Consider the following 16595-nt stretch of genomic DNA (forward strand, 5'->3'; position numbering starts at 1 on the left):
GCATGACGACGTCCCCCTCCGCATCGGCCCCCCGTCCCGCGGCAGTGGGGCGTGGCTTCCCGGTCTGGCTCGGGCTACTGCCCTTCGCCATCGTGCTCGGGGTGCTGTTCGCTGTCCCGGTCCTATCGCTGCTCAAACTCGCGTTCGGCGAGGCTGGCTTCACGCTCTCGCATTTCCGACGGATGGTCGAGGTTCCGGTCTACCGCTCCGTCCTCGCCACGACACTCGGCATTGCCGGCCTTGTCACGGTGCTTGCTGTCCTCGCCAGCTATCCGCTCGCCTATGTCATGGCGACGGTCGGGCCACGCATGCGGGCCTTGTTGATGTTGCTGGTGCTGCTGCCGTTCTGGACAAGCGCGCTGGTGCGCACCACGGCCTGGATCATTCTGCTGCAGAGCAATGGGGTGATAAACAAGCTCCTGATGGGCACAGGTCTGATCTCCACGCCCATCGCGTTCATCTACAATCTATCCGGCGTGCTGATCGGGATGACACATGTGCTCATGCCGTTCATCGTGCTGCCGCTCTATGCTGCCTTCCGAAATCTCGAGCTTTCGACAGTCCAGGCCGCGGAAGGCCTCGGCGCCGGGCCACTTACTATCTTCCGTCGCATCATACTGCCATTGACGGCGCCGGGCGTCGTCGCGGGAGCGATGATCGTCTTCATGAACGCAATCGGCTTCTATCTGACGCCAGCCCTGATGGGCGGGCCCGGTCAGACCATGATCGCGCAGATGATCGCGACCAACATCAACACCGAACTGAATTGGCCCTTCGCCGCGGCGCTCGCCAGCGTATTGCTGGTCGCGACAATCGCGATGCTTGTCCTGTTCCAGCGCTTTTTCGGTCTTGAGCGACTTATCGAGGGCGGCGGTGGAAAAGCCGGTCAACCTTTCACCGTAACCTCGCGAGGTCGCTCGCCTGGCGGCTGGCTCGCCATCCTTTGCGCGGGACTGATCGGTGCCTTCCTGATCGCGCCGATCGTCATCGTCTTTCCCATGAGCCTGGGCTCCTCGCCCTTCCTTAGCTTCCCGCCCGAGAACTACAGCCTCGTCTGGTACGAGAGCTTCTTCAGCACGAGCAAATGGGTCGCGGCACTGACACGTTCGCTGCAGATCGCCGCGCTCGTCGTCGTGATTTCGGTCACGCTGGGGACGCTTGCCGCTCTGGGTGTGTCACGCATGAAGCCGCGTTGGCGCAGCACGGTCGAGACCCTTTTCATCCTGCCGATGATCGTGCCGGTCATCATCCTGGCCGTCGGTCTTTACTACCTGCTCGCGCCGACCGGGCTCGTCGGTTCGATCTGGGCCGTCACGCTTGGACACGTCGTGCTCGCGACGCCCTATGTGTTCATCACCGTGCGGGCCGCGCTGAAATCCTTCGACCCAAATCTGGAGCTCGCTGCGCTGGGCCTCGGAGCCTCTTGGGCCGCCATGTTCCGCCGCGTGATGCTTCCGGGCATCGCGCCGGGTATCGCCGCAGGCGCGATCTTCGCCTTCATCACCTCGTTCGACGATGTGGTGATCGCGCTGTTCCTGACCAATATCCGCAGCCGTACCCTGCCGAAGCTGATGTATGAAGGCGTCGCTCACGAGATCGATCCGACGATCATCGCCGCCTCCTGCCTGATCATCCTGGTCACGGTCCTGGTGCTCGGCATCAATCTCCTCGTTTCGAAGCGCAAGACATCATGAGCATCGCTGCCTTAGGAAAAGCCGTCTCGATCCGCTCGCTCGGCAAGAGCTACGGCACGACCCTCGCGCTTGACGGCGTCTCCCTGGAGATCGCCGCCGGTGAATTCTGCACGCTGCTGGGGGCTTCCGGATCGGGCAAGACGACGTTGCTGAAGACCATCGCTGGTTTCGAGACCTACGATGCCGGCCAGATCCTGGTCGGCGGCGCCGACATCGGTCCGGTGCCGGTTTCGAAGCGCAATATCGGCATGGTCTTCCAGAATTACGCGCTCTTCCCGCATATGAGCGTGCGCCGCAACATCGCCTTCGGCCTGGAAATGCGGCAGGTCTCGAAGCGGGATGTCGACGCACGCGTCTCCGAGGCGCTGTCATTGGTCGATCTGAGCGCCTATGGCGAGCGGTTGCCGCGCCAGCTTTCCGGCGGACAGCAGCAGCGCGTTGCCTTGGCCAGGGCGCTGGTGATCAGTCCCGATATCCTCCTGATGGATGAGCCGTTGGGGGCGCTCGACAAGAACCTGCGGCAGGCGATCCAGATCGAACTGAAGCGGCTGCATGCTGCGGTGGGCGCAACAGTCGTTTACGTCACGCATGACCAGGAGGAAGCGCTTTTCCTCTCTGACCGGATCGCGCTGATGGACAAGGGGCGGATCGTGCAAGCGGGCACGCCCCGCGAATTGTACGACAGGCCGGCCAGCCGCTTCGTCGCTGGCTTCCTCGGCGAATGCAACTTCATTGCCGTCGGAGGCCGCCAGATCGCCATCCGTCCCGAAAAAGTCTGCGTCGGATCGGGGGCGGGCAGTTGCGACCAGAGCCTCGACGCCCGCGTCGGCTCCGTCAGCTTCATCGGGCGCGGCTTCCGCGTCATGCTCGAACGCGAAGGCATCGAGATCGCAGCACTGGTCGACGCGTCCGACGAGATCGCCGCCCTGCATCCCGGCGCAACCGTATCCCTCGGGTTCCAGCACTGCGACGTCATGGACATCGCGTCCGCCTGATCGCGTATATCGGAAGGAACTCCAGAATGCCCCTTACGACCAGCGCCTCCGGCGTCTTCCCAATCGCCCCTACACCGTTCCTGCCCGATGGCGCGGTGGACTGGGCCTCGGCCGACAGTCTGTTTTCCTACTACGACAAGATTGGCTCCGATGGGGTGACGGTGCTCGGCATGATGGGCGAAGCACCCAAGCTCGAGCCCGATGAATCGCTGGGCATCGTCGAGGCGGCGGTCAGGAACATGCCGGGCAAGCCGGTCATCGTCGGCATCTCGGCTCCGGGTTTTGCCGCCATGCGCACGCTGGCGCGCCAGTCGATGCAACTTGGCGCGGCCGGGGTGATGATCGCCCCGCCCTCGTCGCTGCGCACCGATGATCAGATCACCGGGTACTATGCTCAGGCGGTGGAGGCGATCGGCTCGGACATTCCCTTCGTCATCCAGGACTTTCCGTTGACCCTTTCGGTCATCATGACGCCGGCCGTGATCCGCAAGATCGTTACGGACAACTCATCCTGCGTGATGCTGAAACACGAGGACTGGCCGGGGCTGGAGAAGATTTCGACGCTCCGCAGGTATCAGATGGAAGGCTCGCTGCGGGAGCTCTCGATCCTCACCGGCAATGGAGGAATGTTCCTCGATTTTGAGATGGAGCGGGGCGCCGACGGCGCGATGACTGGCTATGCTTTCCCGGAGCTGCTGATTGATGTGGTGAAGCTGCAGAAGAAAAGTGAGCGCGAAGCAGCGCACGACCTCTTCGACGCGCATTTGCCCCTGATTCGTTACGAGCAGCAGCTCGGAGCAGGCCTGGCGGTGCGCAAATACACCATGATGAAGCGTGGGATCTTGGCCAGTGACGCGCAGCGCAACCCGGGCTCGGTCCTCAGCGCCACCGCGAAGGCCGAAGTCGATTATCTTCTGGCGCGTGTCGCGAAGACGGACGCACGAGCGAAATGCTGAACTCAGGGTCGCATGGCTCAATAGGGCGGCCCGCATCTGGCGCCGTCACAGTCTAAGCGCCTTCTCACTTTCTGGTCATTCGCTATGCGCTGATCCGCGATTTCCATCAGCCTCAGCTGGCACCGCTTCCAGTTTCCCTCCCCGTAACCGCTGCAATCTGAAAAGGCCGGAAACGCAGCGATAGAACCACGGGACAGTCGCCAAGCTCTGCGGCGGGGGCGATGATGCGGCCTATTACCTAACGGCGTGGAGGGCCACCTCCCGCTCCCTAAGCCGCGCCGCCAGACAGCATGCCAAAATCCGGACGTTGTGAGAGTGGGCGATGTGGCGCACCCCGCCGACCGCTCGTTTGGACGAAATGCGCCATTTGCGGACATTGGCGCATTGCCCAGGAGCAGACACTACGAGTGCTGGATGGCTCAGGTTGGGAGCCGCAGTTCTCGTACTCCGGCCAACTCCGTAAGGGCACTCAGCCACGGCAGGCGAGCCCCCCTGACAACGGGATAAAGCGGCCGAATGTGCCAGGTGCTTTGCTGCGGCAGGCTACCTGCAACCTGAACGGATTTGGCTCCGGAGAGCTGCGGCGGCGCTACCGCTTACCATACTCTAAGGGCTTTCTCCGTCCTGTCGGCAAGTTGTGTAACGATATACGCGATCACCATGTAGATCACGACAGCAATCAGAAAGGCTTCGAGGTAGTAGAAATTCAGCGCGGCCGTCAATTGAGACTGCGCAAATATGTCGATTACCTCAATTGCGAAGCCAAGAGACAACGCCTTCATGATCACCATGATCGAATTGGCCAAATCCGGAATTGCCGCGACGACTACTTGAGGAAACAGGATCCGTCGGAACAGTTGACTGTTTTTATAGCCCAACGACTGAGCCGCGTCTGCTTGGCCTGTATCAAAGGAATTCAGTGCTCCCTTGACAATCTCCGCCTGGAACGCGGCCATACAGGCGATCAAAGAAACGACGAGGATGACCCAATTCGATGTTGAGTGGCCGTTGAGTGTCATTCCTACAAGTGAGCCGAAGAACTGAATTACAGTAGGAAGACTGTAGTATACTAGGAAGATCACGATCACCTTCGGGACGCCTTTAAAGGCGACCTTGTAGGCGACGACGAATTCCCGCAGTCCGGGGATCTGTCGATGCTCAACGAGCGCAAATAGGCCGCCTACGATCGTCGAGAAGATGAAGACGAGGAGCGCCATAGCGAGCGTCACGGGCACCGCACCCATGATTTCCCGAAAATCTGGAAGCAGAATATCCAAATCAAACATAGTCTGATCGACCTCTCTGTCAGGCGCTCGCCATGAGCGTGGTCTTAATCGGCGCTGCGTTTGGTACGTACATCGAGGAGCGAAGCTCGAAGAAGCGTACGACGAGCCATACGATCAAGCACATCGCTGAATAGATAACGGCGAGTACCAAGTATGTTTGGAATTGATACTGATTATAATCACGTTCCATGATCAAATGCGCGGTTGCCATAACGTCAGCGGCGCCGATGTACATAACAAGAGCAACATTGTGGATCATGTAGATCAGTGAATTTCCGTATCCCGGCAATGCGATATGCACTGTCTGCGGGCCTATGACACGAAAGATCTTTTGCCGAAATGAATATCCCAGGCTGTCCGCGGCGTCATGCTGCCCGCGATCTACTGCCAAATATGCGGGGCGCATGACCTCTGACAGATAGCCGCCGTGGTAGAGGCTCAGCCCCAACATCGAAGCTGCCGTCGCAGACAGAAAATCCGGGACGCCGAATAGGCCTGCCAAAACGGGAAGTCCATAGAAAGCGACGAAAAGCTGCAGGACGACGGGGACGCTGCGTGCATAGGACACGTAAAGGTCGGCCAAGTGACTGATTACGGGCACCCTGCGAACTCGGAATGCAGTCGCGATCAAAGCCAGGACGAAACCGGCAAAGAGGGCAACGAACATGATCGCAAGCGTCAGCGGCAATGCCGAGAGGAGCTCGGGTATCATGGCATACATATCCATGAGGCTCACTTTGAACGCTCCTTCTCGAAATTCTAATACAGGTAGCCAAACGTGCAGCAGTGCTTTAGAGCGTCGGACTTAAATCAGAGATGATTTTCAGTCCGACGCATAAGCAAGGCTATGGTTCCGCGGAATAGTATGGGATCATTATCGGTTTATACTCTGTCGAAAATCGCCTTATTTCATGTATACGACGATATCTTCGCCGAACCATTTCTTCGAGATTTTGCTCAGGGTACCGTCGTCTTTGAGTTCCTTCAGGACCTTGTTGATGTCATCAACAAGAACTTTGTTCTTTTCTGCATTATGAATGAGCATGTAGGTATTGTTAATTAAAATTGGATCGCTCGCTATGATATCGAGTTTTTGATTATCGATGACTTCTTGTTGCCCCAGGTTCGACGGCAAGATAGCTGCGTCGTATTTTTTGTTTTGAATTTCGTTCAAGCGATTTGGGTACGGGACCCCGGCGTTCGATGCGGTGATGTCGAGCTTGTACGTAGGGTTTTCCGCCTGCCACGAGGTAACGTACCTGTAAGTACCTCCGCCGGCCGTCAGGGGTACCACCTGCTTGCCAACCAAATCCTTCAATTCGTTGATGTTGCTACCCTTGCGGCTATAGATCTTCAGCAAGCTGGCGCCCATTGGGTTTTCCGGAATGAGGAACTGCTTGCTGCGTGCGGGATTCTTGTAGTACCCCCCGGTCGATATGTCGTACTTCCCGGTGACGAGGCCTGTCTCCTGCGCAATATCCGCAGCGCCTTCCATTTCGAACTTGTACTGCGGCAGCTTTGCGTTGATCGCTTTTAGAACATCGGGCTCATATCCTTGCGGCTCAACGCCGATTGCGCCCCATGATAGTGGCTTTGACTCGGCCGACGTCGCGATCTTGATCGTCCGGACTGAGCTGCCAGAGGTCTGACCATAGCTGGCCCCGGCGGTTGAAAGAGCGATCGCTACTCCACCTACAATCGCCAAACCGAGCTGACGGCGCGAAAGTGATTTCATTGCAGACATTGTCTAGGAATCCTTTCTTAGTGGTGACTGTGTTCGGAATTGAGAAATTGGGCGAGGCGTGGGCTGGAGGGTGTATCGAATATCTCAGTTGGGCTTCCATCCGCCGCGACGACGCCCTTATCCATGAAGATAATTCGGTTCGAGATGCTCTTCGCAAATTGCATCTCATGGGTCACAAGGAGAGAAGTAATTCCTGACGATGCCACATCCTTGATCACCTTCAGAACTTCACCAACGAGTTCGGGATCGAGTGACGACGTGGGTTCATCGAAGAGCATCACATCCGGTCGAACCGCCAACGCACGCGCAATGCCGGTGCGCTGGAGTTGGCCGCCAGAGAGCTGGGACGGGTAGCTGTCTATTTTCTCGGATAGGCCGACCCGTTCGAGTTCTTGCAGGGCGATTTTGCGCGCCTCGTCCTTGGACTTGCGCTGCACGACCACAAGTGGATCCATCACGTTCTGAAGGACCGTCATGTTCTTGAAGACGTTGAATTGCTGGAAAACCATGGCTGTCCGGCACCGGATCGCCTGGATCGCGGCCTTGTCCACCCGCTGGTAATCCATCCGGATCTTGTCGAACGTGATGGTTCCAGATGCCGGCTTAACCAGGTAGTTGATGCACTTTAACAGCGTGGTCTTGCCGGTCCCACTAGGGCCAATGATTGACAGCACGTCGCCGCGACGCACGGAGAGATCGACACCGTTCAGGATCTGTGTGTTCCCGTAGGACAGCTTTAGATCTTTGAGTTCAAGCATTACTGGCTGGTGTCCTCTCGCCGGGGTGCTGTCGAATTCGGTGAGGCGGGCGGTGTCAAGCTGCAGCATGGGGCGCTCCGAGGGTGGCGGCGGCGTCGGTCCACTCGTCGCCGAGCAGTTCAGGCGTGTCGAAGGCCTTCAGGGCCTCAAAATGCTGTTCCCGGTCGGCGACGAAGAGGCTGCGCACGATTCCGCGCGCCAGCCGGTCGGCGCCTTCGCTGATCGCCGGGATGTCGCCCGAAAGCTTGCCGTGGCTCAGTGTCGCCGGAAAGTTGAAGCAGTGAATCTGACGCAGCGTCGGACACGCGCCGGGTGTCTTCTCCAGGAACTCGAAACTCTTGCCCAAGTCGGGCGAGCTTTCGAGCTCGGGATTGGGCATGTCGGTCGGCGTCGGGAAGCGGTCGCGCCAGAGCCGGATCTGCGGTGCGACCTCGGCGAGCTCCGGTCGCGACAAGAGGTCGACCTGAAATCCGGTGCCAAAGATGATGAAGTCCGTCTCGTAACGGCCTTTCGGCGTGGTGACGACGATATGATCGCCCACTTCCTCCAGTTTGAGGAGGGGGCTGCCGAGGTGGAAATGAGCGTTGGCATGCGCTGAAACACGCAGCGTGCTCGGTCGCGGCGGTGGCGTCTGCGCCCGCAGCGTATGGTCAAGGAAGCGCCATTTCCACTCGTCTGGAAGGCCAGCGAAGCCGTGGACCACGCCCTGGCTACCGATGCCGGTGAACTTGTTGACCCGCGGGATGTCGGAACGGCGGATGAAGAGATCGAGCCGCGCGCACCCGGTTTCCAACGCGACCGCGGCGTTGTCCATAGAGGAAGCGCCCGCGCCGATCACCGCGAGGCGCTTGCCGCGCAGCGCCTCGAAATCGATGGCGTCGGCGGTATGAGCCCGGAACCGCCGGTCTATCGTCAGCGCGATCGGCGGCAGGTAGGGCCCGCCGAGTCCGCCGCGCCCCGTCGCCAGGACGACGTGACGCGCCAAGACCGTGCTTTCGGCCCCCGCTTTTGGCGATACGCAGCGTCAGGAGCCCGTTCGGACGCGGCGCGATGGTCTCGACCTCGACACTGTTCTCGACCGGCAGGTCCAGCACTTTTCGGTACCAGACGAGGTAGTCCATCCAGACCGTGCGCGGTGCGCGATCGAGCATGTCCCAGGCGGCTGCGCCGAAGCGGGCCTCGTAATAGGCCCGGAACGTCAGTGCCGGCAGGCCCATGGCGGGACCCGTGAGTTGCTTCGGCGAGCGTAGCGTGCGCATGCGGGCGTACGTCACCCAGGGGCCTTCCGAGCCGGCGGGCGCACGGTCATAGACGACGTGGTTGTCGACGCCGAGCCGCTTCAGCATGCCCGAGGCGACGAGGCCTGCCATTCCCGCCCCGATGATGACGACGTCGCGAACGCGCACTCCCTCGACTTCGCGCGAAGGCACCCAGGATTTGGCCGGCAACTCCAGCCAAGCGAGATCCTGCGCCAGTCGCGCTTCCAGTGCATCGAGCCCCGTCGGCGCTATGACAGCGTGGTTCATCGCGACATCTCCTCGCGATTGCCTGCACGGTGGCTATGGCGCGTCATGGTGGGCTGAGAGCGGTCGGAGTGTGTCCTGGCGCTTCCGGCCGACATCTTGGCCGCAAGGGCCTTGAGATGCCGGATGTCACGAGGCGATGTATTCATTCTACGGATCTTAGGTAGTCATTGATGCAAATCAAACATGCAAACGTGATGGATTCGCCGCGTTATCGAACATTTTGGAATGGATAGCCGGCCTTGATGCTTAGATCGCATAGTGAGACTGTGTCGACGCTTTGGCGAGAGTAGGCATCGTGACGCTGATCGAAGACATGGCTCGAATCCGACCGGGCACGCCATTGGCCGAGGCGTTGGCGGCACGCGCCGATATTCTGAGGTTGAGCCAGGCGAGCCACGACGCGGTTCTGCTGCCCAAGGAGGCCGGCGGGCTGAGTCATGGCTTGCGCGCAGCGCTCGCGGCCCGCATGGCCCGCCAAAACGCGCAACCTTCGCTCGCAGCGCATTATGACGATCTGATGCGCCGCAACGGCGAGATACTGGCCGACGCAGTGTCGGCAGTCGAACAAACGCGCATTGCTGCGATCGTGGCGCATTCCGATCTGCTGACGCTGCGCCCGCGCGATGCCACGCGCCATGACATCGAAGCGCTGAAGCTGGTCGGTGTCGACGAGTCCGACATTGTTCGCCTCGCCGAACTCGCCGCCTTCGTGAACTATCAGGCGCGGGTCATCAGGGGGCTGCAGGCGATAGGAGGGGCAAAATGAGCGGTGTTGTCCACGCCTTCACGACAAAGGTCCCAGTCTGGTCGCCTTATGTCACGCCCGTCGATCTCGCCACGGCGACGCCCGAGCAGAAGGCGGCGATGCAGGTGACGCCCTCGAACAAAGGCGTCTCGACTTATGTCCTGACGCTAGCGCACGACCCCGAGTCGCTGGCCGTGCGCTCGCCGCTCTTCAACCAAATCATGTACGGCAAGGACGGCTTGACCTCAGCCGAACGCGAGCTTGGTGCCGTCGGGGCCTCCGTCGTCAATCGCTGTATTTACTGCGCGGCCGTTCACGCATCGCGCTTCAATGGGCTGACCAAGCGCCCTGAAATCATGGAAGCGATCTTCAGGGACGAACGCGACGCGAAGCTCGATCCGCGCAACCAGGCGATCTTCGACTTTGCCGCTGAGCTTTCCGAGACGCCCCCCGCGCTCGACGAGGCAGCGGTCGAGAGCCTCCGGGGGGCCGGCCTCTCCACGCTGGAAGCCGTTGACCTCGTCTTCTCGGCTGCGATCTTCGGCTGGGCCAATCGCCTCATGCATACACTGGGCGAACCGACCGAACCGTAATCACCGCCTCAAGGAAAAACGAATCTCGCCCGGTGCCAGTGCCAGCTCGGGATGTCGGCTCAATATCCTTTCCTCTAATGTCCATAGCACCCAAATCATTGATGGCGAGCGACATGGATCTGAGACAACTGGAAGCATTCGCCGCGGTCATGTCCGCCGGCAGCATTACCGGCGCCGCACGTTTGCTCGGACGTTCCCAGCCTGCGCTGACGCGCCTGATCCAGGATCTCGAATCCTCGCTCGGCTTTGATCTGCTGCATCGCGCCGGTCCTCGTGTCACTACCACCGAGAAGGGTCTGCGTTTTTACCAGGAGGTCGAGCCAGTGATGGCTTGGCTTCGGCAATTGCGCGAGCGAGCCGATGCCATCGCGGTCGATAGGCCCCGCTCGCTCTCGATTGCCTCCATCGCTTCCTTCGCCGTCGGGATGCTGCCGGCCGCACTCCAGCGTCTCGACGCTACCGGACTGCCAGAACAGGTTCACATCCGAACGTCGATCGCCGAGCAGGTCGTGCATAACGTTTCGACGCAGGTTTCCGAGATCGGCATCACGAGCCTTCCCGTTGACCATCCCGCCCTGGAAATACACTGGATCGGGGAAGCACCATGCGTTGCGGCCGTTGCCGCCGACGATCCGCTAGCCCAAGCGGATCGCATTCCGCTTTCGGCACTGAGTGGTCGACGCCTGATCACCATGGCCAATCCCTTCCGCTGGCGGCGCCGGGTCGACCTCGCGCTTCGGCAGCGGGGCGTGACGCCGTCGTCCATTCTGGACACCAACACGTCCAACACCGCTATCATGTCGGCGCGTGCAGGCCTCGGCATCGCCATCGTCGAGCCGGTGATCGCCTATGGCATGCCGGTCAAAGGTGTAGCGATCCTGCCGATCGACGCATCCATCTCCTTTCTTTGGGCCGTCGTGACCCCGAACGGGCGCCCACTTACTGCACTCGTCTCTGGCCTGATTGACGGGCTCGCGGACATTTCGCGCGAAACAATTCCCGGGTTTATCATCCACCCTGCAACCGCTCGCGACAGATTGATAGCCGACGTCTTCAGTTCGGCAGATGCCATGGTCAATGCATGATCAAGATAATCGGCACATCGGACTTTCTGGGCCGATTGTCATTTTGACATGAAGGCGTGTTCTCCCACGCGCGTAAGCATTTTGGGCGCCGGCGGGGCAGCATTCGGCGCGGCAGCCCAACTGTCGGTTAGCGGGCATCGGCCGACGCTATGGTCCCCTTCAGGTCGCAGCACCTCCGACTTGGCTGCTGGTTCGCCTCTGCGCGCCACGATGGCGATCGAAGCGAACTTTCATCCGGGTGTCGCGTACAGCGCTGGCGAAGCCATCACCGAGTCGGACGTCGTGATGCTGGCGATGCCTGCTAACGCGCACAAGATGGTGCTTGAGGCAACGGCCGATCATCTGGGGGAAGGACAGCCGGTCATCATCAGTTCTCATGCGTCATTCGGCGCGCTCTATCTTTCTCGACTACTCGCGGAACGCCGGATTCGGGCACCTATCATCGCCTGGGGCACCACGTTGACTACCGGCCGGAAGATCTCGCCGACCGAGGTTAGGGTGAACTCCCTTCGTTCCAAGATCGACATCGCGACTGTCCCCGAAACTGCTCTCGACGGCGGCCACGACCTTTGCACCAGATTGTTTGGCGATCGGTTCGCGAAGCGCGACGGGCTGCTTGCGATCGCACTCAGCAATCTCAACCCACAGAACCACCTCGGGATCGCGCTCTTCAATCTGACGCGAATGGAACGCGGCGAGGTCTGGGGCCAGGCCGAGAATGTAACTCCCGCCGTCGGGCGGGTAATGGAGGCACTAGATGCCGAACGGCTAGCGATCGCTCACGAGTTCGGGCTGTCTGTGCGGACCATCAGGGAGCACTACGCGTTTTCCTATCAACTACCTGTCGCGGGCGTCGCCGAGATGAACGCAGAACTGCATAAACGCGGCAACGGCGGCTTTGGTCCCGCGACATCGGACAGCCGCTACGTCTTGGAAGACGCTCCGTTCGGGCTGTGGCCGACGGTCCTTCTCGGGCGCCTTGCCGGCGGCCGGCGACGCTTCACGAGGCTGGACTGACGATGCTTTCAGGGGCCTATGGCCGTGATTTTGCTGAGGAGAACGACCTGCTGCCTGCCCTCGGCTTTGCGCAAATGTCGCGTGACGAACTGCAGCACAGAGCGCGTTCTGGCTTTTAGATGCGCAGTCTCCGCCGTTAACACGAGTTGGCCGTACAAAGCCGAATGCGTATCGGCGGCTAACTCGACCTATCGTTTCAGCGCGACGCCGGAATTCACGATCGGGATCGTCTCGGATGCGAAAAGGACGCATCACGCATCACCCCGCCCGCGTGGGCCATTCTGGGTGTAGATCGTCGATCACGAAGGCATGTTCATGGCCCTCCGCATGGGCATCGGCCAGGTGAGGATGGTCGGCCGGCAACTCGGGGTGCGCATGGGGCACGCGCTCGGCATCCTCGGCAGGCCAAACGCGCGAGGCGATCAGCACGGAGGCGAAGGTCAGGACGGCAAAAGCACTGGCCACCAGAGACAGAGGCATGCTCGCGCCCAGCCAGCCGGCGAGCGGATAGGTAATGAGCCAGCAGGCGTGCGAGAGCGCGAACTGTGCTGCGAACAGGGCTGGACGATCGGGCGCATGGGCCGAGCGGCGCAGCAGGCGGCCTGATGGTGTCTGCACTGCCGAATACCCGACACCGAGCAGCAGCCAGGTGACGAGCAACATGGGCCAGATCCAGCCGCTCGCAACCGTCGTCGAGGTTCTGAGGTCACTCCATGATGCCGCGAAGAGCATGACGCCAAACAGGGCCAACACGCAGCCGAGCCAGGCCGCGGCGAAAAACATCACCCGGCGATCGGCGAGGCGGTCGAGAAGGCGCGGGAGAAGCAGCGCGGCCGCCATCGATCCACCGCCGAAGCAGGCGAGCGCCAGCGCAACCTGACCGTCGCCAAGACCAAGCCGGGCCTTCACGATCACGACCGTGTTAACAGCCACCAGGGCGCCGCCAGCCGCAGCCGCCATATTCAGTGCAAGCAGCCCGCGCAGGCGCGGCGTCGCCAGGTAGATCCGCATGCCGCGGGTAGTCTTGCCGTAGATTCCACCCTGGCGGGCGACCGCGGGCGACGCCGGCAAGGAGACGGAGAGGACGAGCGCGGCGGAGATCAGGAAGCCGACAACCGTGCCGGAAAACAGCCGGTGGAAATTGATGAGCGTCAGCAGCGCTGCCGCGAGCATCGGGCTGATCAGGCTTTCGAGATCATAGGCAAGTCGGGATAGCGAGAGTGCCCTCGTATAATCCGCCTCTTCCGGGAGGACATCGGGGATGGTCGCCTGAAAGGTCGGTGTGAAGGCGGCCGAGGCCGACTGCAGCAGGAAAATCAGGACGTAGATCTGCCAGATCTCGTGAACGAAGGGCAGCAGCAGCGCAATCGCCGCGCGCACGAGATCCATCGCGATCAGGAAAGCGCGGCGCGGCAGTTGTGCGGCAAAGGCGCCGACGACGGGCGCGACCGTGACATAGGCAACCATCTTGATCGCAAGCGCGGTACCGAGCACCGTGCCGGCCTGGTCGCCCGCCAGATCGAAGGCCAGCAGGCCGAGCGCGACCGTCAGGAGCCCCGTCCCCAGCAGCGCGATGATCTGCGCGGAGAACAGGTGGCGATAAGTGCGATTGGCTAGAACGTTAAGCATGGACCTCTCGGCGGGCCTCAGTTCCGAACCGGCGCTGTCGCGGCCGGCGCCTGCACCGCAGCGTTGGCCGAGATGCCGCTCAGTCCGAGGTAGCCGACATAGAGACCGACACCGATCAGCATGATGCCCGAGAAATGGGGCGCACTCCAAATCAGACTTCCCGAATGGAAAGGGCCACACACGCTCATCGCTCGTTCGGAGGAAGCGCGTCAGAAGCGGACTCAACCCAACCATGCAAATCGGCCATAATCCAGCCGTGAGTTGAACCATAACGCCGTCGAGCCGGGCCATGCCGGCTCACCGACAGGCTCGCAACGAAAGCAGCGTGATCATCCGCCCGACTGCCCTCTCTCGATACCAGCGGCGCGGCAACTTGACGGCGCGAAGGCCCGGCGGCCGTCACGCTCCGGCAAGCTCGCCGATCTTCGCTGCCATGATGAAGTCGTTCTCGTGCAGCCCCCTGATCTTGTGCGTCTGCAGCGTGATGCCGGCATAGCCCCAGCCGAAGCAGATGTCGGGATGATGCCCTTCTTCCTCGGCAAGGCTGCCGACCTTGCCGATGAAATCAAGCGATGCACGAAAATCCGCGAACTTGAATTCGCGGTGCAGCTTATGTCCATCGTCAAGCAGATCCCAACCCGGTGTCCGGGGCAGATAGGCGGCGGCTTCCTCGCGAGTCAGTGGGGGGATTCCGCCGCGGCACGGTGTGCAGGTTTTCCGGGCAAGATCTTCGGCCATCATAACCTCCCGTCTCACGCTCAGAGCCGTTCTGGGCGGCTTGCCGCGCGGCTGCCCGACGCCCACGCCGATTACATTGTTGCGGGTTCCCGCCACGCCGACATTACCTTAGATCCTGCTGCCAGCCCTCCGCAAACCGCTGTCCGCGAGACACCGGGGCAGCAGCACCAATAGGGTGCTATACTCCCAAGCTTACCCCGCCGGAGAGATCGGCGCGGATCATGGAACTTGTCCTCGCCCTCGGCCTTATCGCCTTCAAGGTTGCACTGCTGATCGCGGTGCTGCTCCTGCTGCCGCTACCCCTGACGTGGCTGGAACGCAAGATCGCCGGGCATATCCAGCAGCGGATGGGGCCGATGCGCGTTGGCTGGCACGGCCTGCTGCAGCCTGTGGCCGATGGAATCAAGCTCCTGACCAAGGAGGACCACATCCCCGCCGAGGCCGACCGGTTCCTGTTCAAGCTGGCGCCGATCCTCGCGCTTGCCCCGCCCTTCGTGGTCTTCGTCGCGATACCCTTCGGTGAAACCGTCTCGGTTCTCGGGGCCGAGATCACGCTCTACATCTCCAATATGAACGTGGCGCTTTTGTTCGTCTTCGCGGTGATCGGAATCGAGGTCTATGGCGTCATCTTCGGCGGCTGGGCGGCGAACAGCAAATATGCGGTCCTGGGCAGCCTCAGGACCTGCGCACAGATGATCAGCTACGAGATCCCGATGGGCTTTGCGGTCATCGGCGTGGTGATGCTGGCGCAGTCCATGAGTCTGCTCGAGATCGTGCGGGCGCAGGCCGATGTCTGGAACATCGTCTACCAGCCAATCGGGTTCTTCGTATTCTTCGTTGCCGGGCTCGCCGAGGCGCAGCGCATTCCCTTCGATCTGTCCGAAGCGGAAGGCGATCTGGGAGCCGGATTCCACACCGAATACAGCGGAATTCGCTTCGCACTCTTCATGGTCAGCGAATACGCCATCATGCTGCTGGTGTCGGTGCTCTCGGTGATCCTGTTTTTTGGCGGCTGGAATGGCGTGCTGATCCTCTGCCGCCGCTGCTCTGGTTCCTGCTCAAGGTCGCCGTCTTCGTCTACCTGTTCATGTGGTTTCGCTTCACCTTCCCGCGCTACCGCTATGACCAGCTGATGGCGATCGGGTGGAAAGTCTTGCTTCCCCTGTCGCTGGCGAACATAATCGTCACCGGGATCGCTTTCCTTTGAAGGATCTAGCACTCCCCAGCGAGGCGGCGATGTCGCACGCGACAGGCAGCAAGTACGGAGCCTGGATTGGCTGGGTGTTTTTCGCCGATCTCGCGAACGCCCTGGCTCTGACCTTCGGCTACATGTTCTCCAGATCCGTGACGATGCAGTATCCGGACCGGGAGAAATGGCTGCCCTATTCGCGCTATCGCGGACACCATTTTCTGAAGCGCGACGAAGCGGGCGAGATCAAATGCGTGGCCTGCGAGCTCTGCGCACGGATCTGCCCCTGTGACTGCATCGAAGTCGTCCCCTATGAAGACGAGAAAGGTAACCGGCGCCCGGCCAAATTCGAGATCGACACGGCCCGCTGCCTGTTCTGCGGGTTGTGCGAGGATGCCTGCCCGGCGGACGCGATCGCGCTCGGCCAAGAATACGAATTTTCAAGTTTTTCCTCGCGTGATCTGGTGATCGGACGAGACGATCTGCTCGGCAAGCCGGGCAAGGCGGCGACCGGCGGCGGCGTTGTCGCTGCGCGCCTGAACACGCAGCAGGGCGTGCTGGTCGAGACGAGCGAACCACAGGGATACAACTGGTGGCGTAACATCCGGCGAAGGTAAGCGCACCCAAGCTGTCAGGCCTG

14 protein-coding genes and 3 pseudogenes are annotated in these 16595 nt (G+C 61.0%); 9 read left to right on the forward strand and 8 right to left on the reverse strand.

Annotated elements, in window-relative coordinates; genetic code table 11:
- Positions 1–2 precede the first annotated feature (2 nt).
- Genes BIWAKO_RS32660 through BIWAKO_RS32670 form a run of 3 tightly spaced genes read left to right on the forward strand, consistent with a single transcriptional unit; the run spans position 3 to position 3645 of the window.
- Positions 3–1694, forward strand: coding sequence for an ABC transporter permease subunit (locus tag BIWAKO_RS32660; RefSeq protein WP_069883148.1), 1692 nt, complete (start codon positions 3–5; stop codon positions 1692–1694).
- Positions 1691–2689 (forward strand): ABC transporter ATP-binding protein, encoded by a 999-nt coding sequence (locus tag BIWAKO_RS32665; protein WP_069883149.1) that lies wholly within the window; start codon positions 1691–1693, stop codon positions 2687–2689. The genes BIWAKO_RS32660 and BIWAKO_RS32665 overlap by 4 nt, the downstream gene beginning before the upstream one ends.
- 26 nt (positions 2690–2715) lie before the next feature.
- On the forward strand, positions 2716–3645 hold the full coding sequence (locus BIWAKO_RS32670; protein WP_069883150.1) for a dihydrodipicolinate synthase family protein: 930 nt from the start codon (positions 2716–2718) through the stop codon (positions 3643–3645).
- A 596-nt stretch (positions 3646–4241) separates the two neighbouring features.
- On the opposite strand, the gene BIWAKO_RS32675 is transcribed toward BIWAKO_RS32670, so the two are convergent.
- The 5 genes and pseudogenes from BIWAKO_RS32675 to BIWAKO_RS37500 form a co-directional block, all read right to left on the reverse strand.
- Positions 4242–4931, reverse strand: a complete 690-nt coding sequence (locus BIWAKO_RS32675; protein ID WP_069883151.1) for an amino acid ABC transporter permease — start codon at positions 4929–4931, stop codon at positions 4242–4244.
- A 19-nt stretch (positions 4932–4950) separates the two neighbouring features.
- Positions 4951–5658 carry an amino acid ABC transporter permease gene (locus BIWAKO_RS32680; RefSeq protein ID WP_069883152.1) on the reverse strand — a complete coding sequence of 236 codons (708 nt, stop codon included), beginning with the start codon at positions 5656–5658 and terminating at the stop codon, positions 4951–4953.
- Between the two features lie 177 nt (positions 5659–5835).
- Entirely contained in the window at positions 5836–6675 is an 840-nt protein-coding gene (locus BIWAKO_RS32685; RefSeq protein WP_069883153.1) for a transporter substrate-binding domain-containing protein, read from the reverse strand.
- A gap of 17 nt (positions 6676–6692) precedes the next feature.
- On the reverse strand, positions 6693–7433 hold the full coding sequence (locus BIWAKO_RS32690) for an amino acid ABC transporter ATP-binding protein (RefSeq protein WP_069883380.1): 741 nt from the start codon (positions 7431–7433) through the stop codon (positions 6693–6695).
- Between the two features lie 55 nt (positions 7434–7488).
- A pseudogene (locus tag BIWAKO_RS37500) lies at positions 7489–8959 on the reverse strand (NAD(P)-binding domain-containing protein).
- Positions 8960–9254: 295 nt separating this feature from the next.
- On the opposite strand from BIWAKO_RS37500, the gene BIWAKO_RS32700 reads away from it, so the two are divergent.
- From BIWAKO_RS32700 to BIWAKO_RS32715, 4 genes and pseudogenes are all read left to right on the forward strand, one after another.
- Positions 9255–9725, forward strand: coding sequence for a CMD domain-containing protein (locus tag BIWAKO_RS32700; RefSeq protein ID WP_069883154.1), 471 nt, complete (start codon positions 9255–9257; stop codon positions 9723–9725).
- The gene (locus BIWAKO_RS32705) at positions 9722–10297 is read left to right on the forward strand and encodes a peroxidase-related enzyme (protein ID WP_069883155.1); all 576 of its coding nucleotides are present in this window, start codon (positions 9722–9724) and stop codon (positions 10295–10297) included. Before BIWAKO_RS32700 ends, BIWAKO_RS32705 begins: the two co-directional genes overlap by 4 nt.
- A 113-nt stretch (positions 10298–10410) precedes the next feature.
- The gene (locus BIWAKO_RS32710; RefSeq protein WP_176733496.1) at positions 10411–11382 is read left to right on the forward strand and encodes a LysR family transcriptional regulator; all 972 of its coding nucleotides are present in this window, start codon (positions 10411–10413) and stop codon (positions 11380–11382) included.
- A gap of 48 nt (positions 11383–11430) precedes the next feature.
- Positions 11431–12518, forward strand: a pseudogene (locus BIWAKO_RS32715) (NAD/NADP octopine/nopaline dehydrogenase family protein).
- 139 nt (positions 12519–12657) lie between these two features.
- Here the strand turns inward: BIWAKO_RS32715 and BIWAKO_RS32720 are convergent.
- From BIWAKO_RS32720 to BIWAKO_RS32725, 3 genes are all read right to left on the reverse strand, one after another.
- On the reverse strand, positions 12658–14028 hold the full coding sequence (locus BIWAKO_RS32720) for an MFS transporter (protein ID WP_069883157.1): 1371 nt from the start codon (positions 14026–14028) through the stop codon (positions 12658–12660).
- Between the two features lie 17 nt (positions 14029–14045).
- Positions 14046–14210, reverse strand: a complete 165-nt coding sequence (locus BIWAKO_RS36260; protein ID WP_176733497.1) for a hypothetical protein — start codon at positions 14208–14210, stop codon at positions 14046–14048.
- Positions 14211–14427: 217 nt separating this feature from the next.
- A complete protein-coding gene (locus tag BIWAKO_RS32725; RefSeq protein ID WP_069883381.1) occupies positions 14428–14766 on the reverse strand; it encodes a 4a-hydroxytetrahydrobiopterin dehydratase in 339 nt (112 codons plus the stop codon).
- Positions 14767–14987: 221 nt separating this feature from the next.
- On the opposite strand from BIWAKO_RS32725, the pseudogene nuoH reads away from it, so the two are divergent.
- Together nuoH and BIWAKO_RS32735 are read left to right on the forward strand one after the other, a co-directional pair.
- Positions 14988–15973, forward strand: a pseudogene (gene nuoH, locus BIWAKO_RS32730) (NADH-quinone oxidoreductase subunit NuoH).
- A gap of 29 nt (positions 15974–16002) precedes the next feature.
- A complete protein-coding gene (locus BIWAKO_RS32735; protein WP_069883158.1) occupies positions 16003–16572 on the forward strand; it encodes an NADH-quinone oxidoreductase subunit I in 570 nt (189 codons plus the stop codon).
- Positions 16573–16595 lie beyond the last annotated feature (23 nt).

Origin of the sequence: Bosea sp. BIWAKO-01 (assembly GCF_001748145.1) — a bacterium.
GTDB lineage: Bacteria > Pseudomonadota > Alphaproteobacteria > Rhizobiales > Beijerinckiaceae > Allobosea.

Excerpts from the sequence above, each read along its gene's own strand:
- BIWAKO_RS32675 (WP_069883151.1), bottom strand. The coding sequence starts at position 4,931 with ATGTTTGATTTGGATATTCTGCTTCCAGATTTTCGGGAAATCATGGGT.
- BIWAKO_RS32685 (WP_069883153.1), bottom strand. The coding sequence starts at position 6,675 with ATGTCTGCAATGAAATCACTTTCGCGCCGTCAGCTCGGTTTGGCGATT.
- BIWAKO_RS32725 (WP_069883381.1), bottom strand. The coding sequence starts at position 14,766 with ATGGCCGAAGATCTTGCCCGGAAAACCTGCACACCGTGCCGCGGCGGA.
- BIWAKO_RS32665 (WP_069883149.1), top strand. The coding sequence starts at position 1,691 with ATGAGCATCGCTGCCTTAGGAAAAGCCGTCTCGATCCGCTCGCTCGGC.
- BIWAKO_RS32720 (WP_069883157.1), bottom strand. The coding sequence starts at position 14,028 with ATGCTTAACGTTCTAGCCAATCGCACTTATCGCCACCTGTTCTCCGCG.
- BIWAKO_RS32660 (WP_069883148.1), top strand. The coding sequence starts at position 3 with ATGACGACGTCCCCCTCCGCATCGGCCCCCCGTCCCGCGGCAGTGGGG.
- BIWAKO_RS32735 (WP_069883158.1), top strand. The coding sequence starts at position 16,003 with ATGTCGCACGCGACAGGCAGCAAGTACGGAGCCTGGATTGGCTGGGTG.
- BIWAKO_RS32705 (WP_069883155.1), top strand. The coding sequence starts at position 9,722 with ATGAGCGGTGTTGTCCACGCCTTCACGACAAAGGTCCCAGTCTGGTCG.
- BIWAKO_RS32680 (WP_069883152.1), bottom strand. The coding sequence starts at position 5,658 with ATGGATATGTATGCCATGATACCCGAGCTCCTCTCGGCATTGCCGCTG.
- BIWAKO_RS32710 (WP_176733496.1), top strand. The coding sequence starts at position 10,411 with ATGGATCTGAGACAACTGGAAGCATTCGCCGCGGTCATGTCCGCCGGC.
- BIWAKO_RS32670 (WP_069883150.1), top strand. The coding sequence starts at position 2,716 with ATGCCCCTTACGACCAGCGCCTCCGGCGTCTTCCCAATCGCCCCTACA.
- BIWAKO_RS32690 (WP_069883380.1), bottom strand. The coding sequence starts at position 7,433 with ATGCTTGAACTCAAAGATCTAAAGCTGTCCTACGGGAACACACAGATC.